Origin of the sequence: Pseudoalteromonas sp. SG44-1, assembly GCF_014164315.1 — a bacterium.
GTDB lineage: Bacteria > Pseudomonadota > Gammaproteobacteria > Enterobacterales > Alteromonadaceae > Pseudoalteromonas > Pseudoalteromonas rhizosphaerae.
Map to the genome: position 1 here is coordinate 1 of NZ_JACJEW010000056.1, position 23,651 is coordinate 23,651.

The 23,651-nt window shown below is 41.8% G+C and carries 20 protein-coding genes; 8 read left to right on the forward strand and 12 right to left on the reverse strand.

Translation table 11 applies throughout. The features are described from left to right. Positions 1-537: 537 nt before the first annotated feature. Positions 538-3,492, reverse strand: coding sequence for a DEAD/DEAH box helicase family protein (locus H5187_RS19050; protein ID WP_182798151.1), 2,955 nt, complete (start codon positions 3,490-3,492; stop codon positions 538-540). Beyond that, positions 3,485-4,090 (reverse strand): bifunctional 2-polyprenyl-6-hydroxyphenol methylase/3-demethylubiquinol 3-O-methyltransferase UbiG, encoded by a 606-nt coding sequence (locus tag H5187_RS19055; protein ID WP_149981987.1) that lies wholly within the window; start codon positions 4,088-4,090, stop codon positions 3,485-3,487. Before H5187_RS19055 ends, H5187_RS19050 begins: the two co-directional genes overlap by 8 nt. Before the next feature lie 782 nt (positions 4,091-4,872). Between H5187_RS19055 and abiEi the strand changes: the two genes are divergently transcribed. Further along, positions 4,873-5,397 carry a type IV toxin-antitoxin system AbiEi family antitoxin gene (gene abiEi / locus H5187_RS19060; protein WP_145238776.1) on the forward strand — a complete coding sequence of 175 codons (525 nt, stop codon included), beginning with the start codon at positions 4,873-4,875 and terminating at the stop codon, positions 5,395-5,397. Beyond that, on the forward strand, positions 5,398-6,288 hold the full coding sequence (locus tag H5187_RS19065) for a nucleotidyl transferase AbiEii/AbiGii toxin family protein (RefSeq protein WP_182798152.1): 891 nt from the start codon (positions 5,398-5,400) through the stop codon (positions 6,286-6,288). A 536-nt stretch (positions 6,289-6,824) separates the two neighbouring features. On the opposite strand, the gene H5187_RS19070 is transcribed toward H5187_RS19065, so the two are convergent. The 5 genes from H5187_RS19070 to H5187_RS19090 form a co-directional block, all read right to left on the reverse strand. Next, complete coding sequence (locus H5187_RS19070; RefSeq protein WP_182798153.1) at positions 6,825-8,099, reverse strand: lipopolysaccharide assembly protein LapB; 1,275 nt, start codon at positions 8,097-8,099, stop codon at positions 6,825-6,827. Between the two features lie 175 nt (positions 8,100-8,274). Then, a complete protein-coding gene (locus H5187_RS19075; RefSeq protein ID WP_182798154.1) occupies positions 8,275-10,704 on the reverse strand; it encodes a PKD domain-containing protein in 2,430 nt (809 codons plus the stop codon). Between the two features lie 33 nt (positions 10,705-10,737). Beyond that, the gene (locus H5187_RS19080) at positions 10,738-13,437 is read right to left on the reverse strand and encodes a TonB-dependent receptor (protein ID WP_182798155.1); all 2,700 of its coding nucleotides are present in this window, start codon (positions 13,435-13,437) and stop codon (positions 10,738-10,740) included. 113 nt (positions 13,438-13,550) lie between these two features. Next, complete coding sequence (locus tag H5187_RS19085; protein WP_182784010.1) at positions 13,551-14,531, reverse strand: FecR domain-containing protein; 981 nt, start codon at positions 14,529-14,531, stop codon at positions 13,551-13,553. 6 nt (positions 14,532-14,537) lie between these two features. Next, positions 14,538-15,056: a sigma-70 family RNA polymerase sigma factor gene (locus H5187_RS19090; RefSeq protein ID WP_182798156.1), complete on the reverse strand. Its 519-nt coding sequence runs from the start codon at positions 15,054-15,056 to the stop codon at positions 14,538-14,540. 245 nt (positions 15,057-15,301) lie between these two features. Between H5187_RS19090 and exbB the strand changes: the two genes are divergently transcribed. The 5 genes from exbB to H5187_RS19115 are packed head-to-tail and all read left to right on the forward strand — an operon-like array spanning position 15,302 to position 18,657. Beyond that, positions 15,302-16,261 (forward strand): tonB-system energizer ExbB, encoded by a 960-nt coding sequence (gene exbB, locus H5187_RS19095; RefSeq protein WP_259400114.1) that lies wholly within the window; start codon positions 15,302-15,304, stop codon positions 16,259-16,261. Between the two features lies 1 nt (position 16,262). Further along, a complete protein-coding gene (locus tag H5187_RS19100; RefSeq protein ID WP_182719363.1) occupies positions 16,263-16,697 on the forward strand; it encodes a biopolymer transporter ExbD in 435 nt (144 codons plus the stop codon). Beyond that, entirely contained in the window at positions 16,694-17,536 is an 843-nt protein-coding gene (locus H5187_RS19105) for an energy transducer TonB (RefSeq protein ID WP_182798157.1), read from the forward strand. The genes H5187_RS19100 and H5187_RS19105 overlap by 4 nt, the downstream gene beginning before the upstream one ends. Before the next feature lie 55 nt (positions 17,537-17,591). Beyond that, positions 17,592-18,194 (forward strand): biliverdin-producing heme oxygenase, encoded by a 603-nt coding sequence (locus tag H5187_RS19110; protein WP_182719361.1) that lies wholly within the window; start codon positions 17,592-17,594, stop codon positions 18,192-18,194. A 43-nt stretch (positions 18,195-18,237) separates the two neighbouring features. Next, a complete protein-coding gene (locus tag H5187_RS19115; protein ID WP_149981998.1) occupies positions 18,238-18,657 on the forward strand; it encodes a YbaN family protein in 420 nt (139 codons plus the stop codon). Between the two features lie 239 nt (positions 18,658-18,896). Here H5187_RS19115 and H5187_RS19120 read toward each other — a convergent pair whose 3' ends face one another. Together H5187_RS19120 and H5187_RS19125 are read right to left on the reverse strand one after the other, a co-directional pair. Further along, the gene (locus tag H5187_RS19120) at positions 18,897-19,484 is read right to left on the reverse strand and encodes a sensor histidine kinase (RefSeq protein WP_182719360.1); all 588 of its coding nucleotides are present in this window, start codon (positions 19,482-19,484) and stop codon (positions 18,897-18,899) included. A gap of 38 nt (positions 19,485-19,522) precedes the next feature. Continuing rightward, on the reverse strand, positions 19,523-20,269 hold the full coding sequence (locus H5187_RS19125; RefSeq protein WP_182719359.1) for a GAF domain-containing protein: 747 nt from the start codon (positions 20,267-20,269) through the stop codon (positions 19,523-19,525). A 373-nt stretch (positions 20,270-20,642) separates the two neighbouring features. On the opposite strand from H5187_RS19125, the gene H5187_RS19130 reads away from it, so the two are divergent. After that, positions 20,643-21,533, forward strand: coding sequence for a TPR end-of-group domain-containing protein (locus H5187_RS19130; protein ID WP_149982000.1), 891 nt, complete (start codon positions 20,643-20,645; stop codon positions 21,531-21,533). On the opposite strand, the gene H5187_RS19135 is transcribed toward H5187_RS19130, so the two are convergent. The 3 genes from H5187_RS19135 to H5187_RS19145 form a co-directional block, all read right to left on the reverse strand. After that, on the reverse strand, positions 21,530-21,850 hold the full coding sequence (locus H5187_RS19135) for a hypothetical protein (protein ID WP_182719357.1): 321 nt from the start codon (positions 21,848-21,850) through the stop codon (positions 21,530-21,532). The two genes, H5187_RS19130 and H5187_RS19135, sit on opposite strands and share 4 nt — an antisense overlap. 48 nt (positions 21,851-21,898) lie before the next feature. Further along, positions 21,899-22,723, reverse strand: coding sequence for a nuclear transport factor 2 family protein (locus H5187_RS19140; RefSeq protein WP_182740590.1), 825 nt, complete (start codon positions 22,721-22,723; stop codon positions 21,899-21,901). Positions 22,724-22,785: 62 nt separating this feature from the next. Next, positions 22,786-23,526: a ferredoxin--NADP reductase gene (locus tag H5187_RS19145; protein WP_182740589.1), complete on the reverse strand. Its 741-nt coding sequence runs from the start codon at positions 23,524-23,526 to the stop codon at positions 22,786-22,788. Between the last annotated feature and the right edge of the window lie 125 nt (positions 23,527-23,651).

Genomic DNA, 23,651 nt, shown 5'->3' on the forward strand with positions numbered 1-23,651 from the left:
TAGCTCTGTTGTTTTTAAGCGATTCATAAGATCACAAAACACCATGAATGTTCCCTCGCTTCCCACATTTTTTAATACTATTAGTTCATTGATATATAAAGGCTAATTCTGGGGATACTTTAGCAATACAATCTACCAGCACACTCCAATTCCCCGTGATCACACCCGAAAGTTATAAATTGATGAGTAATCACTTGCATGGATGCAAGTTAAGCAGTGTCTTCGCCATGGATGGCGAATACACGGAGATTACGTTCACATCAATTTTTAACTTGAGGACACAGTGTGATCCTCGGGGCGCCGTGGGGTTCCAAGGGGCGGTCGGCGGCAGCCGCCCCTTGGTTGCCGCCAGCAATCTGGCAAAAACCTCGAATAGAGGTTTTAAATCCCTTTCCCCAAAACCATATAAAATCACGGCTAAAGCCAGTTCCTACAAAAACAAAGCGCGATATAAAATCGAGCCTACGGCACGACCTACAAATTTAAAAGCTGCGCTTTTCGCGCTAGCAAGCTATGCGCCTACAAGTTAAAGCGTAACTACTCTGCAACCACTTGTTTAAACCGCGCGAATGTTCGCATGCTTTCATCTGCAATCATTACTTCGTAATCTGGGTTTTGAGCAATTAGCTCATATTGCCCATTGGGTAATTTATTAACTTTGCGCAGTAAATATTGCCCTTCTCCGCCTATATCATCCCGCTCTATCGCCACTATTTGGCCGCGTAACGACCCTGCTTTATCGGGTGTTATAAGCTCAAGTAACAGTAAATCACCATCAAGTATTGGGTGTTTACCGCCATTCATTGAGTTACCTGATGCGCGTGCTAAAAAATGTACTTGTGGGTCGAGCTTGCCCGCGCCAAGTGGCGCGTCCATCAATTCCATATCGCTTTCATCCCCTGTTTTAAAATGCCCACAAGCTATTTTAATATTGGGGAAATACGGCAGCTTTAATGCGTTATCTTGCTCTTTTGTTGTATCGGCACGATCTTTAAACGCTAGCTGAGTCACATTGTCAGCTTGTTGCACGGTATTTTGTTCAGTTGTTGCTACGTTTACTTTTAGCCGTTGGCTGTATTTAGCTAAGCTGTATTCAACCAGTTCTAACACGGCGTTGTTTAGTAAGTCGCATTTTTCTGCGGGTACGTCAAACGTGGCTTTTACTGTGTCGTTTTCTAGCTTAAACCACTGCGTGCCGTCTTTATTTTTATTGGTATAAGCTTTGATTGGGTTTTTACGCCAGTAGCTTTGCCATGTTTGTGAATCAGCGGCAGCTCGCTGCTCTTTGGCTGATAAATCGTGTTGTTTTAAATTTGGATGACGCGCTAATACTTTAGCACTCATGGCTGCAAGCTCTGCAACTGTTGGGGGAATAGCAAAACCATTTAATGCCACATAAGCTTCAAGCAAAATAGCTTTAAAGCATTTGGTCATACTGGTTGTTTGTATGCCCTTATGTAAAAAGTCATAGAACGGCGATAGTTGCTCAGCGCCTTGTTGTGCCTCATCATCAATGTTGTGTGTTTTAGCGATTAACTCAAACCAACTTGTGTAATTGCTGTTTACCTTTTTTATATCCCCATAGTGGTAGTAAAACTCACTTAAGGTAGGTAAATGCCCAAGTTGCTCAGCAAGTTGTGTTATATCTTCAAGAGCAGTGGTGCGCTGCGCCTTAGCAAGTTGTTGCCAAAAGTCGGTGACTTTTAAATCAATATTTATAAAGCAGCCGTTAGCAAGATTTGGCTTTTTAAGCTTTTTTACTACACCACTTGGCGTAGTTTCATGGAGTAACGCATAAGGCTTATTTAAAAAGCTATGGTGGTTACCAATAAAGTCGAGCACCACTAAATGCGTTTTACCTTCTAGCGTACGCAAACCACGCCCTAATTGCTGTAAAAACAGGATTTTAGAATCACTTGGGCGCAGCATTAAAATAGTATCAATGCTGGGTAAGTCAGTCCCTTCATTAAACAGATCAACGGTAAATAGCACTTCAACTTGGCGTTTTTCTAATTGTTTAAGTGCCTCATTTCTGCGTACTTTTGATTGGCTATGTACTGATAGTGCTTTTACACCCGCTTTATTAAACGCATCAGCCATGTAATCGGCATGTTTGGTGGAAATACAAAAGCCTAGCGTACGCTGTTGTTTGTATTGCTGCCACTGTGCAAGCGCATGATCGGCTCGTTTTTGTGTCGCAAATTTGTTTTCTAGTGCTGCAGGATCAAATCGACCATTGCGCCATGGAATGGCTTGGTAGTTTACGTTTTCGTCCCAAATACCATAGTAATGAAACGGCACTAACGTTTTTTGATCAATTCCTTGCGTTAAGTTTCTCTCAAACACTAAATTGTTGTCGCACAATCCTAAAATATCGGCTTGGTCGGTTCGTTCTGGCGTGGCGGTTAAACCGAGTAAAAACTGTGGTTCAAAATAGTTTAATAGCTGACGATAAACACGTGCGCTGGCATGATGAAACTCATCAACAATGATGTAGTCGAACGCCGTTGGTGCAAATTGCTTTAAATGATTACTTCGTCCAATGGTTTGAATAGAAGCAAATAAACAGTCGGCGTTTTTGTCGCGGTGTTTACCGTTATAGAATCCCGTTGAAAGCGGCAGTAGTTCAGCAAAAGTACGCTGTGCTTGTACAAGTATTTCTTCACGATGCGCGACAAATAATACCCGTTTAGCTTTGAATTGTTTAACATCAAACGCGCTTAACCATGTTTTACCCATGCCTGTTGCTAACACTACTAAGCCCCGTTTAAAGCCCTCAGCGCGAGTTTGCGCTAGAGCATTGAGCGCTTCAATTTGAGCTGGCCTTGGTGTTTTAGCTTCGCTTTGTTCAATAATTTGTTCCGCTGTATCGGCATGATTTACCGCTACAAACCGCTGTGTTTTGCGCCTAGCAATGTAGTTATTAATCCATTCATGGCTTAAATTGCTGACAAACTCGTGGTTGAAAATATGATTAAAAGCATTCCGAATACTTAAAAATTGCTGCGCTGCTTGGCTTGTTTTTGGCTGCATGTAATCATGTCTAAAATTCCACTCATGACCTTTAGTAAGTGCGCTGGCGCTAATGTTACTTGAGCCGATAAAGGCACAACCAGACGTAATTTCGCTGGTGTCGTTTGTTTTGACAAAAATATACGACTTCATGTGAAAGCTTTGGTTGCTCTGTGTTTGGTAAATACGCACATCGGCACCACGATCCACTAATACCATTAGCTCTCTGAGCGCATTAGGATGAGTAATATCAAGGTAATCGGAGGTTAACAGCTTTAGTGTTGCGCCACTTTGTAAAGCTTCATTGAGTGGGTCAAATAACAAAGCCAAGCCACTGGGTTGGATAAATGACACTGTGATTTCAATCTCTGTGGCATTATTTATTGCATGTACAAGATTAGGTAATAGCGGGTCATCGGCACCCGTAATAAGCTGCTGCTTATTACTTTGCAATTGGTGCTGTTCGTTAAAGCTATTCATTTATTAATTCGCTGCGCGTTAATAATGCGTTGAGCCACACTTCGCTTTCGCGCTCTGGTCGTTGGTCGACCGTTTGCCATTGTTTTAGTATTTTAAGCTCGGTGTGATGAGCAACTAGCGCGGTTAGGCCGTCTTCATTTAAATCGGTAAATTCGCGACCGTTATGTACGCGTTCTGTATCGCCATATTTAAACGACACATACAAAACCCCGTTTGGTTTTAGGGCATTTTGCAGTTTTAAAAACACCTGCGGAAGTTGGTTTTTTGGTACGTGTAATAAACTAGCGCAGCACCAAATACCATCGTATTGGTTGCTGCAATCAAGCTGCTGAAAGGTTTTAACTGCAACGGCTTGTTGTAAGTAACTACTGGCTAACTTTGCAAGCTCTTCGCTTGCGTCAAACGCGCTTACGGTAAAGCCTTGCAGTTTAAAATACGCAGCGTCGCGGGCAGAGCCGCAGCCTGCATCTAAAATATGGCCGTGTTTAGGGATAAGCGGTAAAAACTCAGCGTAAAGCGCCGACATATCAACATTAAGCGTTGAGTCGCTAAAGCTTTGTGCGTTTTGATTGTAGTAACTGAGTGTTTTATTAGACACTAAATCTACCGCTCCGTGGTTAATTAATAGTACTTAATGATTAGAGCGTTAAGCTTTCATTAAGTTTAACTCTAACCTAACATGAAAATGTATTAAAAACATAGAGTTTTCCGATGAGCACCAAGTACATAGCTGCTAATTAGCAAAAATTAAGAATTTTGTATTGGTTATATTTATTGAGCGAAGGTGCTAGGTTCTAGGGAAGTGACTAGGTGCTAGGGTTTGCCCGCCGTCCGTTATCTTCTCTGTGTAGCGCAGCGCCTCGGTGTTCTCGGTGGTAAAATAGCTTTTAAAACAATCACAGATCGAAAAAGCTGCGAGGTTCTAGGGAGTAACAGGCACTAGGTTCTAGGAAAGTGACTAGACTCTAGGCTGTATTCGTTACTCGTCGCTCGAAGCCCGATATTCGCAGCTCGTTGCTCGCAACTCGTTACCTTCTCTGTGTAGCGCAGCGTCTCGGTGGTAAAATTAATTTTAAGTGATTTATTCACCACAGAGATTAAGAGGCCTGCGCTTTAGAGAAAAACATAAAGAGTCTAATGTAGGTCGTGCTTTAGCGCGTCAATTTTCAACATTAGACATTGTCGCCATAAATGACGACCTACAAGGAAGCGCTAGGATTAGCCCGCCGCTCATTGCCCGAAGTCGGTTTATAGGGTGATATAAGTACGAGGGCTAGATGACAATACAAGTCAAACTAGAGTTAATCTAAACTCTAGTTTGCTTCAATTAAGCTTAAGGTCTACAATTAATAACATTATAAGTATGAAATTGTAGATCTAATGAATAAAGCAGAAAGATTATTAGCAATACTAGCTAGCTCTGTTAAAGCAGGTGGCGGTATTCATACCAGTGCAGAATTGGCTTTTATGATGGCTGAAAAACCCACTCCTGCATTCACTAAGTTTCTGACTGACAATGTTAATAAAGGGCTATTAAGAAGAGTCTGCAATGGTATTTTTGAAAGCACGCTCACGCCACCTGACCCCACCACCGCTATTTATAAAATAGTTAAAAAACTACGTGGCGACGTTTTAAATTACATTAGCCTAGAAAGCCAACTCAGTTACACGGGCGATATTTCGCAAATATTAATGGATAGGTTAACGGTAATAACGAAAGGTCGTAGTGGCACATTTTCAACTCCGTATGGGGTTATTGAGCTGACCCATACAAAAAAACCAATTGATAAATTTGCGAAAAACCTATATTTCGATAAAAGCATCAAGATGTACCGAGCAAATACGCTGCAAGCGATTGCAGATCTAAAAGCCTGCAATCGCAACGTACACATGCTGGAGAACTAAATGCTAACAGAATATATACGCCAAATTATAGCTGCAAATCCAGAGTACGCTGGCGTCACGCCTGTGATTGAAAAAGAAATTCTTCATCACGACATTATGGCTGCAATGGTAAAACAAGGTGTTATGCCTTCGCTTACTTTTATTGGTGGCACCTCACTTCGTTTGTGCCATAACAGTTCTAGATTATCTGAGGATTTAGATTTTAATGGTGGGCATAACTTCAAGCCAAGTAGTTTCAGTGGCTTAGAAGTTGAAATCCAAAAATACATACAAAATAAATATGAGGTGCAGGTATGGGTAAATAAACCAGCTGAAGATAATCAAGCTAATACTTCATCTTGGAAAATAAGTATCGAAAAAGAAAGTAATCGTCCTGATCTTCCCCGCCAAAAAATGCATATAGATATTTGCGCTATCCCGTCATTTGATATCGAAAAAAGGCCATTAATAAATCACTATAATATTGTCGCGCCAACAGAAGGTTTGCTGATCCCTGTACAATCATTAACGGAAACGCTTGCAGACAAGTTTATTGCATTAGCCTACCGTGCTAGGCGCATTAAACCGCGCGATGTATGGGATATAGTATGGATAAAACAAAGAGGTGTTGCAGTATCTAAGCAACTGATCAATAAAAAGCTTGCGGCCAGGGGTAAAACCAACGAAGACTTTATTGAGGCACTGACTATTCAATTAGACAAGCTACAGCATGACGATGAAGCTCGTAAAGACTTCAATATTGAAATGAGCCGTTTCATTCCAAATCAAATCAAAGAAAGAACAATCGATAACCCTGATTATTGGCCATATGTACAATCAGAAATTAGTACTATGTCACTCTCAATCCTTAATAATGGTATTAAAAATAATAAGTTTGATATGGGGAGCTAACTTTAAGGCCTACAAAAAAGCACCTTAAAGGTAATATTTTGTAGACTGTAAGGAGCTAGGTTCTAGGAAAGTTACTAGGTGCTAGGATGATTACCTTAGACCGCTGCTTTGTCTTCTCTGTGCAGCGAAGCGCCTCGGTGCTCTCGGTGGTAAAATTGATTTTAAATGATTTATTCACCACAGAGGTTAAGAGGCGCTGCGCTGAAGAGAAAATGACGAAAAGACTTTTGATTTAGGGAAGTGACTAGGTCCCGAAGCTCGTGGTTTTATATCTTCTCTGTGTAGCGAAGCGCCTCGGTGAGCTCGGTGGTAAAATTGGTTTTTAAATAATCACAGCTAAAGCTCGTTCCTACAAAATAAAGGCGCTAGGTTTAGGGAAGTGACTAGGTGCTAGGGTGTATTCCGTAGCACGAAATCCGAAGCCGGTTTATAGATCGCGGGGTGAACCCGCTGCTAGGCGATTTAATGTGCATTCCTAACCAGCGTACTGGGTTTTTAACCCTTCACCTTTAGCCTTTAACCTTTCACCTACCTATTTACTTTTTTCTTAGCCAAAACAAGCTGCCTTCGGTGGCTATCCAAGCTTGTTTGCCAAGTGAATTTAGGTATATACCCACTTCTTCTTTACTGCCTGGGCTGTAAAAATGAAACTCCTCAGATTTTAGTTTTTCTTGCCCGGTGAGTATTTTTATAAAATGTTTATTAAGCTGTTTAAGTTGCTTTTTGTATTGCTTGGCTTGGCTAGAGTCACCATGTTTATGAAACTCACTCAAGGCGCGGCTTGCTGTGGCATGAAGTTCTTCGCTGTCGAAGTCGGCTAAAAACGCATCCAGTTTTTGCCACTGTCCTTTAATTACATAGCAGTTCATTAGCCAATGGCGATTAGCTTGATTATCCATGGGGTTTAGTTGCCAAAGCGCTTCAAATTCGTCAATAGCGTATTGTATGTTACCTTGTAATGCGTTGATTTGTGCACGATGCGCTCGTAACATCATATAAGGGCGTGTTTCGTGGATCAGCCAAAAGTGGCCTTGGTTCTGTGCTATGTATTGCTCTGTAATAACACCTTCAAACAGTTCCAGTAACGCTGATATAGGTTCAAATGCGCTTGGAGTAAAATCGCTAAGGATTGCTTCCATTAATTGATCAATCACTTCGTCGTCGAGCACTTTACCAGCAAAGTCATCGTTGTGGTGTTCACCTGCAAACTCTTCCGCAAATTGTTCGTTAAACGCGGCTTCGTCTTCATCTGTCCAGCTGGGGTCTTCAATAAAACGAACGCTATAAAGCACATCGGCTACAAAATAGCTGTAGTTCTTTTTATAGGCTTGCGCTAGGCCTTGGTTGTCAGCAAATTTTTTAACTGCAACTTGTTCAGAGCTAAATGCACTCAGTACTTCATTTAAACTCGTTAGCAGGTCTTTTTGGTGTTTGTTTAGGCTGCGTTTGTCGATAAATTTAAGTGCTTGTAATGCCCCTTTACAGTAATTAGGCAGTGGCATATTAGCTTTAAGTGAATCGCGGTAGTCGGTTTTCGATAAGCTGCATTTAGTGGGCATTTTAAGGTCTTCGGTCATCACTTTATGCATGCTGTTATTGTAATTTTCCATCAGGCTTTCGAGGTACTTTAACTCAGTGTCTGTTGTAAAATTAATGTCACCTAATAGATCTGACTGCCATTGGCTGGGCATTATTATGTCGGGCAGTAAGCCTAACCCTAAAAAATAACCTTGGATAAAATAGTAATCTGGTTTTTTATCGCTTAATACAGTTAATTTAATGACATCACTGCGTATTTTGGCGGGCGACATAGCTTGTCCTGCTCTTTATAAGTTGGCTCTAGTGTACCAATTGATTTATGGGTTACAAGATTATGGCGCGAAATTTTCGATAAAAACAACGATAGGAAGTTGATTAAGTTAATAACAAAAAACCCAGAGCGGTACGCTGGGTTTTTTGTTATTCGTTGAACTACCAAGTATTTAGTTATTCAGCAGCACATTCAGACCAATCATAGAATAGGCTTGATTTGTTGGCTGTGCGCCATGTTTCATAAACAAATGTTATTTCAGGAATTTCTTTAATGTTAAAAGAAAAATGAAAACCTTCAGATGCTTCTTCGTTACGAATACACGCAACCACAGGCAATATAGTTTTAAATGCAACTGATTTGCCCTTTGCTATTACTTGCTCATTTTTTAGGTTTTCGAAACGCGGTGTTAAGCTTGCTAACCCACCATTAATATGGCGCACCTGTAAATTTTCAATGGTGTAATCTGCATCAGTGGCGGTTAATGACCAGCTAATATAACCCTCTTCAAGATAAGGTTTAGAGCTGGCACTAAAGTCGTTCGCAAAGGGTGGAATATTCTCATACGGTAATGGCCGCCATAGGCTTTCATTATCTTCGTTGATGCTACGTAAACGTACACCTTTGGCCTCTGTGAGTGGGTCAACGTTGACAACAAAATCATACTGCGGCGCATCATCAATTAGGTCTGTTGCAGAATAACGGAATGTATATTTACCTGGCTTTGTAAATACTTGCCCACGGGTATTTGGGCAATCAGCTTCACTTGGGTTACTAGTAAACTCGCCGCCTGCTGGGGTACTGACAAGCTCTTCATGAGTAAATACTTCATCACCATCGGCATCAACGGTTACTGGCCGATGTAATAACGACATGCACGGTAAAATTTGATAGTAATCTTGGCCAGGATTTAAGCGTCCCCAGCTACGCGCCCACACAACGGAACGGATCTCTGGAGCGGTATTGGTAAATTTAGCTAAACCACTGTCTTGTGCATACGCTTTAGCAAATAAACCACGGTCATCTTCTACAATCAACTGCGCGGTATAAGATCCCGGCACATCGGTGATCACTTTTGCACGGCGGTATTCTTGGCTTTGCGGTTCAATTACCGGTTCGATAGTCGCATTACTGCCATCAGGCTTATCTGTTAACTGCCAATGAAAGGTCAGTGGATCATCATTAGGGTCGCTACTTGATGCATCAAACACTAATGCATCACCCACCAGCACTGACTTTGATTGTGCATCAACGCCGCCAGTTGCAGGTTGACCGTTAACGTTACCTATTTTAGCTTGCATGCTGGCATCAACTGAAATTTGGTTTTCGCCGTCAGAGACAACCATACGTACTAAATAACTGCCGGTTATATCAAGCTTTTGAATCTTTTTACCCATAGGTTTCCAAGAACCAATATCCACTAGCTCTGCAATACTTCCTTGCGGTTTTTCAATAAGCGTAGCTGCAATAATTTGTAACGGCTCGCCTTCTGGATCATAGCCGGTAAAATTAAATTCAGCTCTTAAGCCTACTTCTTGTTCACCAATACTATTAGATGGGTAATAGCCGGTTGCTGATAATTCACCGATCGGTGGGGCATTGCTAGTCGCGTTAGGATCTTTTTTGACGGTAACTGTAACTTCTTTTTCTTCACTTTTTCGGGTGCCATCAAATACAAATAGTATTAATTTATAACTTGCCACAGCTTGTGGGGTAAAACGCACTACAGCCGTTTTTGTACCTGTAAGCTCTGGTAGTGGTACATTTTCGGGATCTGTTGCTGAGCGTGACGGCCATTGCCAGCGATATTGTAGTGGCTCCCCTTCAGGGTCAATGCTGGCTGATGCATCTAAGATAACTTCTTCGCCTAGGATAATAGTTATGTCGTCGGCTTTAGCCACTGGTGGCGCATTACCTTCTGAAACGCTTACCACAACTTGTTTTGGTTCACTTGCTACGTCGTTATGAGTCACCACTAATTGCAATGTGTAATCACCGGCTAAATCAACAAACAGTGTGCTTTGGCTTTGCTCTGCGTTATTTAAATAACCCGCACTGTCGGTGGGCTTTTCCATAAGCGTCCATTGGTATAGTAATGAATCGGTGCCACCTGCTGGGTTTACACTTTGGCTACCATCTAAACCTACGCTATTAGTGCCTAAATTAACACTATGGACTGAGTCAGTAATTGCGACTGGATACGGGCTGGTTGCGCTTAGCGTGATACGCGCGGCTTCGCTATTATTTGCCCCGTCATTAACAATTAAACTCACAACATAATTGCCTGGTAAATCTGCAGTAAAGTCTGTTGTTATGGTATTGGTGTTGGTGATATTAGCAGTACTTGTTGCTGGTCGTTCAATGAGCTGCCATTGATAAATTAAATCTGTTCCCTCTGCACTTGTACTCGCCTCAGCATTCAGCGTGACTTTTACCGCGCCATCCTTTAGTGAGAATGCTGATTCTACTGGCGATTGCAGCTCAACAACCGCTGTTGGTTTTTGCTCTGTTGTTTGTGTACTGTCTTTGTTATCACTACCGCTACCACAGGCTACCATAGTAAGCGAAAGCCCGACTATGGCTATTGCGCCAAATAGTTTTTTCATTCTTTTGTACTCCTTGCTGATAGGTGTTATCAGTTAAAAATTATAAGTTAGGCTCAGCCGTGCAGTTCTTCCTGGTGCAGGTACTAAACCTAAACTTAAAGCGTCGAGGTAATAACGATCTGTAACATTATCGATGGTAAAATCGAGTGTTGTGTCGTCGTTAAATTTATAACTAGCGTAGATGTCTAAAAGGTTATAACTGTGCCAAAGTACCGGTTCATTAAACCCTGTAGGTGCGTTATAGCGAGGAATTGAGTTGCGCTCTCCCATAAATGTGCCACGCAGCCCAGCTTCTAATTGCTGCTCAAATAAACGTAAGCCAAGGTGAGCACTGGCGTGCCAATTTGGCGGGATCATGTTATTAATATAGCTTTCAGGAAGGCCCCAATCATTACAGTAGTAGCGCACATAACTGCCCACATTACACACTTCTATCTGGGTATAATGCGTGCCGCTAAGCTCAGCAACCCAGTATTTTGTGTCGTAGCTAAAATTAAGCTCCCAGCCATTTAAATCTAGGCTGTCGATATTTCGCATTCGAAAAAAATCGTTGAGGCCGCCTTGTTTTTGCTCCCACGCATTGGGTTGCGTACGGGTTAAATAGTTATCAACATGATTTTGGAAATAGGCGAGCTTAAAGCCCACTTTATAGTTATTTGTTAGTAATGAGTCGGTTAAATAATTAAGGCCAATTTCTTGGTTTTTAGCATGCTCTGGCTCTAAAGGGATATCTAAAACGGGGCTGACAGACCAACCAGAGGTACTTTCAAATAGGCTTGGCATACGCAAAGCTTCACTGTGGCGAATATAAAACTGCAGTCCTTTATATGCCTGCCACTTTATAGCAACCAATGGTGCTGTGCCTGAGTGGCTATTTTCATACTGTACTTCTAGGCAACCATCGGCGCCGTCAGACACACAAGCAGGATCGTTGCTAGTAATGGTTACTGGGTTATTATCTTTCGATGAAAAGTGCGTAAAACGCAGTCCCGCTTCGAGTGTCCATGCTGTTAAAAACTGCCAATCAATGGCTGTAAAAGCACTAAATTCTTTGCGCCAACCACTGCGCGACCCTGCATAGAACCCTTCGGTTTCAGGGGTGTCGGTATCCATGTCTTCATACTGTGCGGCAACACCATAGCTCAGCGCTAGTTCGCCCGCTGAATAAAACATCATGGTATTACTCACATCAGTTCCAAAGCGCTGATAATCATCGCTGCGAGCAACATTATCGACTATATCTACTGAGCCGACACCAGGGGTATTTAAATGGGTAAGTGCATCGGTATGCCAAAAGTTGGCTTTAAAGTCAGCCCAATCATATTTGATTGGCTGCCAGCGATATCGCACTGTGTAAGTTTGATTAGTGACTTCGCTATCGAGCCATTGCCTTGCTTGACCAAAAGAGCGTATTTGCGATGGCATCATTTCGCCGTAGCTGCTGTTATAGCGTATATAACTCATTTCGAGGCTTTGATCGTTGGGCAGCAACACATTGCTTTTTAACAGCCAAGATTCACTAGAAAAATTGGTATTGGGGATGCGTTCATTGGCACGAAACCGCGATGCCCCTTGCATTGACACCGCCGTTTCGGTGTACCAAGCAAGTTTGTCGGGGGCTGCGTAAATTATTTCAGGTGCAGGGCCGTTACTACCTGCATAGTAATTACCTTGCTCGCGCTTAGCATAAGCAGCAATTAGATCGCCCCACTGAAAATGCTTAGCGGCAGCAAAACTGCCTGCATAACTAGCAAACTCAAATAAGCTGGGTCTATCCATGCCCTCCTCAGGAGCAAAGCGCTCTGGCATTATGTACTGCTCAGTACAATAACTCGAAAAGCGACACTGTGAACGATAGGCATTGCGTGGTAAATAATACCCTGCGTATGTACCTGGCTCTGGCGTATTAGCGCTATTACCTATGGCGCTAACACGTAATCTAAACCCGCTGAGCTCACCCTCTTTAACAATATCATCAGCCGACAATGTACTAACGCTCACCAAGCCACCTGTCGCCCCAGTGCCATCAGCACTCATGATAGGACCTTTACTGATTTTAAGTGAGCCAATCAAATCGGGATCAATGTAACTGCGGCTCGATACACCAGAATAGCCGCGATACACGGTGGTTTCTTGACGACTACCATCTATCACTACAGGTACTCGTCCTTGGCCTTGCATGCCACGAATATTAACATCAAGCCCGCCTGAGTTACGGTTTTCGCTGATCAAAACACCGGGTGTACCTTGAAATATATCGCCAACACTGGTTCCTCTAAAGCGTTCAATATCTTGCTGGGTAATTAGGTTTACTGATGCGGCTTCGGTATAGGTTTGATCTTTTAGATCCCTATTGCGACTTTGCACATTAATGGTATTTAGCGTGATCAAATCTTGGGTGGTTTTTTGTTGCACTAGCCATGCGCTATTACTAACAGGTAAAGCTTGTAGATTGGTATTGCTTAACAGCCTTTGTAAGGCTGCCTCTATGGTCATTTCATCGGTTATTGCAGCGACTGAAAAACCACCGACAACACGCTCTTCAAATGATAAAGTCACACCCGCTTGGCGTGAAAATAAAGTCAGTACATCACCAAGCTGGCCTGCGGGAAGATCAAATTTGATCATTTTTAATTGTGATGTTGCAGATACTTGTTCAGCTAAACTTGCTGAAGGGGTAATCACCAACAAACCTGTGACTACGATGAGTAAATTTAACGCTGCGCGGGGCATAAATGGTTTCCTATTTCTTTAATGCATACTTATATGACGCATGAAAATAGTAATCCCGTAACTCTAAATGATAATTATTTTATATTTTTTCCTGATGAACTAAATAAACATAGTTATGAGCGAATTTCGGCCCACCAACGGGTTCTGTAATGCACACTTGCCCGAGCGCTACGAGCGACTGTTTTAAGGATCAGGTGAGTGTCATTTAACTGAAAAACGCCGGAGACAAGGTAGTCATTTAAACTGGGGGCAATTTTTACAAAACCACGGTGATAACGAGATAGTTCAGCTAAAAAAGAATTGATTGACATATTTCGCACTGACAACAGCCCTGCTGTCCAACTACTGTAGTCAAATATATGATTGTCTAACTGTTGCATTGAATTTACGGTAATTTTATATAGCTCGCCAGCCTTGATCGCCTGATTGGTAAATAAGCCGTTTGCTTGCGCGAGCTTAACACTGCCTTGCATAACTTGAACTAAAGCATGATCGGCTTCATTACGCACAAAAAATTGTTTGCTGTCACAAAGTAAAGTTCCGTGCTGTAACGCCACCTGCACAGGCTGCGTATTAGCTGAAGCTATAAATTGCATTTCTCCGCGGGTTAAATGAATGTATCTATTGTGAGCATTAAAATTCAGTTCAACAGTGCTGTTATGATTTAACCAAAGCTGGCTATTATCGGAGAGCGTAAATAATTGCCGTTGATTGGTAGTTGCGTGATCTGCGTTAAGGTATTGCCATGCCCCCTGTTTGTCTGCCAACCAGCTTACACTGGCAAGTCCTAGTGTGGTTCCAGCGATCCTTTTTAGCGCCTGGCGACGACTCATGCTTTGTATATCATGATCGGTTTTTTTTAAGGTCATGTGAGCAATACGACCATTTTTTTTACTCACCCCGGCAAATGCAGCCTCCATGTTTTCTATCCGTTGCCAGGCTAATTCATGCATCGGATCGGCAAGCCGCCATCGCCTATATTCAGCCATATCTGCAGACTGTGCGTTGCCCGACTCTAAACAAATACGCCACGCAATCGCTTGCTGTACGACTTGTTCTGGTAAAGGTGTTTTTTGGGCACACGTATTATTCACAATCGCTTACTCTATATCACAGTATGTAAGGGTGTAGCACTCTAACATCGCTTTCGCCATGTATTTTTCAATAGATGATAGGCTCACCTTGAGTTGCTTTGCGACTTCTTTATAACTGAGCCCGTCGAGTCTAACCATTAAAAATGCTGTTTTTTCGATTGCTCTCAAACCACTCAATAATTTATCTATTTGCTCTAGTAAACTGAGCAGCTGTAGTTGCTCTTCAGGCGAAAAATAGGCTGCTTCTGGCATGCTTCCTAAAAATAATAAATAGTTTTCTTCTAGAACTTTGCGACGAATGTTATCGGTTACTAAGTTTCCGGCAACTTTTGTAAGCCATGCTCGCGGACTTTGTATTTCGTTATACAAAGAGGGCTTATTAAGTAAACGCATAAATGTATCTTGAGCGAGATCTTGTGCATTATCTTTGTTGTAGGTGCGTCGAGCGATCCAGCAAACAAGCCACTCATGGTGTTCTTGGTAGAGCGCATTAAACCCTACTGAGTTAGCGGTAGTGCTAGTCAAAATTTAACTATTCCTGTAGCATATTTACCGCGAGTATAAATGATTTTCATTCCTATTCAAGTTAATTTAGATATTCTGCAAACATTATTAATAAAAAATTTATTATTCTTTTGATGAAAATCGGATCTCGTTCGGCATTAGTTATATAGCCAATAATTTGTCCATCAAAACGATGCGGCATATTGATCAAGTATGTTGGTGTTACATCGCCACATTTACAAATTACGTAAAAATTAGGGAGCAAAATGTTTATAAGAACTATGTTATTTGTGTGTTTAATGGGTGGTGGAACGTCTGCGGTTCACGCACAACAAGCGGCGCCGTCAACAGCCTCCAAAGTAGAAGTTACAGGTAATGCTGTTACACCAGAGGTGAATACAAATACGCTATCAGCTAAATCTTTAACCGTAGGATCTGACCTTGATACAGACACCAATACCACGGTTAGTGTTGACGAGGCGGCTTTTGATCAACATGACTTATCGCCAATCGGCATGTACAAGGGCGCTGATGTGGTTGTGAAGAGCGTAATTATCGGGTTACTTTTAGCATCGTTAGTCTCATGGGCTATCTGCATATTCAAATCTGTACAGTTAAATATTACTAAGCGAAATGCCAAAAAATTGCTTAAACATTTAATTCAAAGTGAAAGTTTTGCAAAGGCCAACCACACTTTATTACTACAACAAAGTGATGCCTTAACACTCCTAAAAGCAACCCAACATGAGTTACAACTAACTGGCGAAGGACTTACTACTGACGAAGGCTTAAAGGAGCGATTAGTCGCGCGTTTAGAGCGTGTACAAGCAGCGCTAAGCGCAAATATGAATCAGGGTACAGGCATATTGGCAACAATAGGCTCTGTTGCACCGTTTGTCGGTTTGTTTGGTACGGTTTGGGGCATTATGAATAGCTTTATTGGTATTGCTAAAACACAAACAACTAATTTAGCCGTAGTCGCCCCTGGTATTGCAGAAGCTTTATTAGCAACGGCTCTGGGGTTAGTTGCAGCGATCCCAGCCGTTATTATGTACAACCATTTTTCTCGTGTAATTGGCAGTTACAAAGCACAGTTAGCCGATATTCTGACAGCGATCATGATACTCGTGAGCCGAGATCTTGACCGAAAGCACCCTGATGCAAAACACATAGCCTACCTACTTAACGATGAAGACGCTGCAGATGCAGTATCTAAAGAGCTTTAAAATGGCATTTAGTAGTAACCGTACCGATAGCGATGAATTACAAGAGCAGCATGAGATTAACGTCACTCCGTTTATTGATGTGATGCTGGTGTTGCTAATAATTTTTATGGTGGCGGCCCCATTAGCCACTGTCAGTGTGCCAGTTAAGTTGCCTGCTGTTGCGGCACCAACCCAACCGAAAAGTGATGATCCAACTTACCTTACTCTACAACAAGACCTTACTTTAATACTTGGCGAGGGAGATAAAATAAACCAACAAAATTTGGCGCAAGCACTAAAACAACATGGTATTGAAACACAGCAGCAAATTTTGATTCGTGCAGATAGCAAAGTTGAATATGGTCAGTTCATGGCATTAATGAATCAATTAACTAAAGCCGGCTACTCACAAGTTGCTTTAGTCGGTCTTGAACATGAAACGGATGTTGCCCAGTGAGTTTATTAGCAGGAAACGATACCAGCGCTTCTCGCTTGATGCGTTGGCATGTTGTAGGCGCTTTTTTTATCGCCGCGATGCTTCATGCCGCCATTGCGGGTTATTTTTTAATGCCGACAGAGCATAACAATATCGTACCCATGCAAGCTTCACCGCAGGTGTTTGAAGTCAATATTGTGGCAGCCCCCAAAGCGGAGCCATCGGCACTTCCTGTCGGACCTGCGCAACAAGAGTCAGCACCAGTAAAGCGGCAGGTAAGCAAGCCGACAACAACAATAGATAACCCCTTGGTAAAGCCATTACTCGAAAGCAAATCTGACTTTACCATTAGCGATAAACAACCTGAGCCAGCACCAAGTAAACCAGTAGAGAAATCTAATCAACAACAAGAGCAAGATCCACAACCGACTCCGCTGCCTGATAACACCAGCATAACAGGAGCCAGTGAACACTTGGTAGAGCAAAGTAGTGCTCCTTTGGCTATTCCAGTGAAAAAGTCAACAGTCGCATCTGGTCCGGTAAAAGGTGCTTTAAGTGAACAGCAAAGTACAGCTAAACAACTATGGCAAAGTGCTATTCAGATCCACCTAGAACGAAAGAAGCGCTATCCACGAATGGCAAAGTTAAGGCGCCAACAAGGTGTTCCTTGGGTGAGTTTTACCATGGACAGAGCAGGTAATATTTTAGATGTCACATTATTTAAAGCAAGCGGAATAGCTGCATTAGATAATGAGGTCATCGAATTAGTTAGACGTGCTGAGCCCTTGCCCGTCCCTCCAGAAGAAGTTACAGGGAACCCAATAAAAATGGCCGTGCCTGTGGCATTTTTTATTCATTAACAGCTACTTGCTGTGCTTATTACGAATTACTGAAATATAAAACTAAGGACATACAATGATTGCAGACCAACATGTTAACAATGAGATTAATACGCCTTCATTAACAACACTATTTAAACTCAATACCACGACTATTCACGATAACCTTGATAAAACGATTATGACTAAGCGACCGTTTGCAAGTTTAGACCGTTATGCTTTATTTTTAGAAGTTCAATATCGATTTCATTTGGCTATTGCCCCTCTTTATAGCGATACTAATTTAAGCCGCTTAGTGAGCGATCTGCCAACACGGCAGCGCCTAAGCCATCTTGAACAAGACTTACGCGATATTAACGTCGATCTGAGTGAAGTAACAACCAGCGTTAACTTAGTGCCGGTTGACTACCCAGCCTCACTGGGTTGGCTTTATGTATCAGAGGGGTCTAATTTAGGCGCTGAGTATTTATTAAAAGCAGCAAAACGTATTGGCTTATCAGAAGAATTTGGTGCCTCGCATTTAGCACCAGCAACAATTGGCCGCGGGCAATCATGGCAAGATTTTACAACGGCTTTAAATACGGTTGAATTAACTAAAGAACAACAGACACTCGCAATTAATGGCGCTCGCGATGCTTTTAGTTTGGTTCGTAGCGCTGTTGATTGTGTATTTGTTTAAGTAAAACGTGAGCTGCAAGTGCATTAAAATTAAGCGATAAAGTATGAAGCGTACAGGTAAGAAAAACTCGATGTTAGTTATTAGTAAATTTAAGCAAGTGACTTATTTATTAAGTGGCTTCGTGTTAACCGTAATGGGGATTGTCGGTGCTTTTTTGCCGATAATGCCAACAACAGTATTTCTTATTGGTGCTGTTTTTTGTTTTAGCCGTTCATCAAAGCGCTTTGAATCTTGGTTAATTAATCACCCTCGCTTTGGTAAAACACTAATCAATTGGCAAGCCCATGGCGCTATTTCTAAGTCGGCAAAAGTAATGGCCAGTTTAGGTATGGCTGTTGGGTATGGATTATTTTACCTAAGCGCGCAACCTTCTTTATTACTGGCAACTGTTGTCGCGCTTTTTATCGGTGGCAGCGCATATTACGTTTTATCTCGCCCCTTACCACCAAAAGACTGCTCGTGATGGTTGCCACTTAATTAGGCGCGAGATTGATAACCTCGTGCCTAAGTAAAAACAGAGGGAGTTAAGGTATCCAGTCAGCAGCTTGTTAGCTACAGCAAACAACTCATCTTTAAGCTGACCCTCAGGCAGTAGCGGTTTAAGTTACCCTGTCACCAGAATATTTACTCAACAATGACCGTATTCTTTACGAGCAAATTGTTTGAGTATCATGCTAAAACTCTGAGTTTTATCAAATATAGCTAGCTCAGGCTCAGTGGAAAAGTAAAAGTGACGGTAATACCTTGCTCTGGCTGACTATGTATTTTTACATCGCCCTGAAGAGCTTGGGTGGCAAGGTTATAAACAATCGCCATACCTAAACCGCTGCCGCCATTGCCACGAGTGGTGGTAAAAAAGGGTTCAAACACACTTTGTAATACGTCCTTGCTCATACCGTGGCCGTTATCGCTATAGCGTAATGTGTAAGTGTGTTGCTGGGTATCTAGGTGAACGGCTATATTGATATGATTATCTTCGCGATCTTTAAAGCCATGCACACAGCTGTTACTCACCAAGTTCATAATAATTTGGCTTAAAGCCCCCGACACTGTGATAAGCGTTAATGCTTTGTCGCACTCAATTGTGGTGGTTACTTTGTGGCTGCGGGTTAATGGGGTGAGACTATGTATTGTATTAGCTAAGTAGTCATTTAACTTCACGGTGCTAATATCAAGAGAAGATTGATCGACCGCTGTTTGTTTAAAATTACAGATCAATGCTGCGGCTCTATCAAGATTACTACTGGCAATGATTAAACACTCATTAATATGCGCGACAAATTTTTGCAAATTGCTTTTCGATAATGTGTTGTCATTTAGCTGTTGAGTTAGTTGTTTAAGATTATCTGTTGCCGAACTATTGGCGGTAACGGCATACCTATTGGCGTGTTTACTTCATGGGCAACACCTGCCACTAGGTTTCCTAATGCGGCCATTTTTTCCGCTTCAATTAGCTTTTCTTGGGTACCGGTTAACTCTTCCAATGTTTTTTGTAAGGTATTCGTTCGCTCAATCACCCGCTCTTCTAGGCGATGATTGGCAACTTCTAATTGTTGCTTAACTAAACGACTTTCTTGCGCCGACAATGCGCGGCCATAAAGATCAGCAAGTCCACTCAAAAAAGTGCATTCATCATCCTCCCATTGCCTAAAACTGCCAGTATGTTCACAACAAAAAATACCGATCATTTCTCCTTTGAATCGGATCGGTGCATCCAACATTGATTTTATTCCTAAAGGCGTTAAATAATGCTCTGAAAATTCAAAGGTAGCGGGATCAGTATGCGCATTATTAGCAATGATCACGCGCTGAGTATCTAACGCAGAAAAATAAGCCGGATAGTTCTCACGTGATAATATGAGGCTTTGGTTTACATTGTTGTTCGCGCGGTCAAACAGTAACTGACAATGACACTCTGTATTATCTTTATTAAATAACCAGATGCTAGCACGCGTATTATTTAAGCCATCAATAATGGCATTTACAATTAATTGTTCTGCAAGCTCTATATAGCCATCATCTAACGCTGATGAAGTAGACACTTTATAAAGTAATTGCACAAGCTGTTGCCGCATTGAATACACCTTCCCCAAACTATGGTCATCAATTTAGTTTAGTTGATGAAATTAAATCCTACCTCAACAATTATAATGCTTTAAATATTAAGACGTTGTTCAGATATGTTTGGTTATTATAAACACTCACTCCTGTTGATATCCCTGACGACTTTATGTTGTTTAAGCAGTTTTACCAGCTCTTCTTAGAGCTGGTTTTTTTTTGCCTGTTTTTAATGGCTTCATTTTCTTCCATTACAGCAATGCAGCGATTACCAAGCACACAGCAGTAAAAACAACCTCGAAAGATCAACCCACCCTAGTTACTAATAGGTAGTCATGTTACAGTTTCATTAATTTACTTAGCACTTTAATTTATCGACTAGGCAGTAGTATGCGTCATTATTTTGTATCAATTTTACTTCTTTTTGCCACTTTAGTGGCAGCTCAGGCACAGGCACAAGAGTCTCGCGCTGTACCCAACCTGCAACATCAAAAACAGGCACTCAAAAAACTCCAAGAGCCGATGTACAGACCCTTGATGGAACGCTATATTCTTGATGAACTCAAAGCGGTACGCCAAGATCAGCAAAAACTACGTGAAGACGTTACCAAACAAGTCACTCATGCTCAGCTTGATACCGCTGATCGCGCACTGACTTACACCACTGATACAATTAATAATGTATTTTTTATCATCACTGCCACAGCCTCTATTTTGGTACTGGTTGGTTGGAACTCGTTACGTGATGTAAAAAACAAAGTAGAAGATATTGTAAATACCCGTGTCAGCGTGATCACTAATGAATACGAAGCACGGTTGAATACATTTGAAGAAAAGCTACGCGAGCGCTCTGAAGAAATTTTAAGTAACCAACAAAAAATATCTGTTACTAATGAAGTCCACTCTTTATGGATGCGCGCTAATTTAGAAAGCGATATAGCCAATAAGATCGAAATATTTGATGAGATTTTAAAACGTAAACCCGAAGATGTTGAAGCTATCGCTTATAAAGCCGATGCATTACTAGAGCTTAATGAAACAGCTCAGGCGATAGAGTTGTGTAACCAAGCCTTGGATATAGACAGTGACTACGGCTACGCTTATTGGCAACGTGCATGTGCCTATGCGTTGACGCATAAACACGCTGATGCGTTGGCCGATATTAAAATGTCGTTGGAGTATTCACCCAACTTACGTAATGAGCTATTGCATGAAAGTGCATTTGCCAGTTTGCACGACAATAGCAGCTTTAATGCGATTGTATCTGGCGACAATGATTAGCGTTCTAAGAAGCTTTCTATTGCTTGAGTGAGTAGTTCATCGAGTTGCTCCTCAAACTCATCTTTGTTGGTTTTAAAGTGCGCTAGATATGCCTGTGCATGCTGATCAGATAACAGCCGAGCATTAATACTGTATTCGCGCTCGGCTTTAGTTTTATCAAACCGCGGGGTAAAGTGGTACAAAGCAAAATAAGGGGCAACCAATTGCTGATTAGCATAATCGCAAAAGCGTTCAATTGTTTGCGCACCTGTTGGTCCTAAACAGCCAGGCTCTACACGATAAAGTAACTTAATTTTTTTATCATCACTAATGTCCATACTCGTCGCGGCCCCTTTATTTGCCTATATAATCTGCCTATTAATGCTCTATCTAAAAAAGAGCACTTTAGTTATTTTGCCGTTTTCAACTTGATAGCTAGAGATTAACTCCCCGCGCTTATCAACTACATTTGGATCTGTTGAACAGGTTTCTGACAGTTCATGATCGATAACGATATTACCGTGTACAATGCGTTTAATTGGGGATGATTTTATACACTTTAATTTTTTAAACATTATCCCGTAACGGGCAATCAGTTTTTCTTTGCCCTTAAACAGTAACTCATTTGGAAAGGCATAAAACTCTACATTTTCATCATACATACTAATAAATGCGTCGATATTTCTGGCGTTGTACGCCTTAATTAATTGCTCGATAACGGCTAACGATTCGCGTGACTGTTTGGCTTTAACTTGTTGCTTGAGTGTTAGCGCTTCTTTAGCTTGGATCACCGCTTGCTCTGCTTGTGCGACTGCAAGCTGTTTTTCTTGTTGCGTTTTAGGAAGCTCAGCAGGTTTTGCCGCTTCGGTGCCAAGTACCTTACTGGTATCAACTTCAGGCTCGCTTGGTTTGCTGGTGTCTGTTTTAATTGGCTGTGTTGGTTCAACATTCACAGGTTCAGCTGATTGCTCATTTTGCGGGGTTAAAGTGATCACCGCAGGGCTATCTTGTAATTCAACCTCAGTTGATTTAGCTGAGGCTTTACTCTGCACTGACTTTTCTTCACCAGCGCTAGTGTCAGTCGTTTTTACTGCAGCAGGTAATTCAGCTGCTTTTGTTTCAGTTTTAGTCGGTGGTTCAACTACTTCAGCTGCAGTTGCTAATAATTGCCACGCAAGTAACAAACTTACTAAAAAAAATAACGGTTTCATACTGTTCCTGAGTAATTTAAGAAACTCTAAAATAACAAAATTTACCGGATCGCGATAGCTTTTTACCAATACTGCTCAACGGTGATTTGCCCAGGCTCCCGACGACGATTGCGAGTGTAGCCTTGTGCGGTTAATAATGCGCTGGTGTCTTTAACCATTTGCGGATTACCGCAGATCATAAATTGACTATTTTGCGGGCTAACTACACTGTCACAATGCTTAAATAGAGTGCCATCGGCGATTCGATCAGTAATGCGCCCATCTAAGCCGACAATTGCCTGCTCGCGACTCACTACGGGCAGATAACTCAATTGCGGATACTGCTGCTGCAACTGCGCGATTTTTGCTTGATAACTTAAATCTGTATTCAAGCGCACACCATGCACTAAGGTAATATGCTTAAACTGCTGCCACACATCAGGCTGCTCTAAAATGGATAAAAACGGCCCAATTGCGGTGCCGGTACTAAGCATAAACAACTGTTCACTAGCGGGAATTTCATCAATAGTAAAAAATCCACTGGCGCGGCTTTCAATCATCACTGTATCGCCAGGTTTAAGCTTGGCTAATTGTTGTGATAATAAGCCATCGACTACATTAATTAGGTAAAACTCTAAATCGGGAGAGCTTGGTGCATTTACGTAAGAATACGCTCGTGCAATACGTTTTTCATCCATCATCATAGAAAGCTTAGTAAACTGCCCTGCTTTAAACGGCTCCACATCGGCATTCACAATTAAACTAAATAACGTATCAGTCCACCAAACAATATCTTTAACACTCGCCTCAACCCAATTAGACACAATTAACACTCCTTAATTATTGCTTTGTATAACAGTGGCAAGAGTGCACAGCATTGTCAATGTTTGCGAGTTTGCATTCACTTATAAGGAGTGCGAGTTTGCGAGTTTGCGAGTTTGCGAGTTTG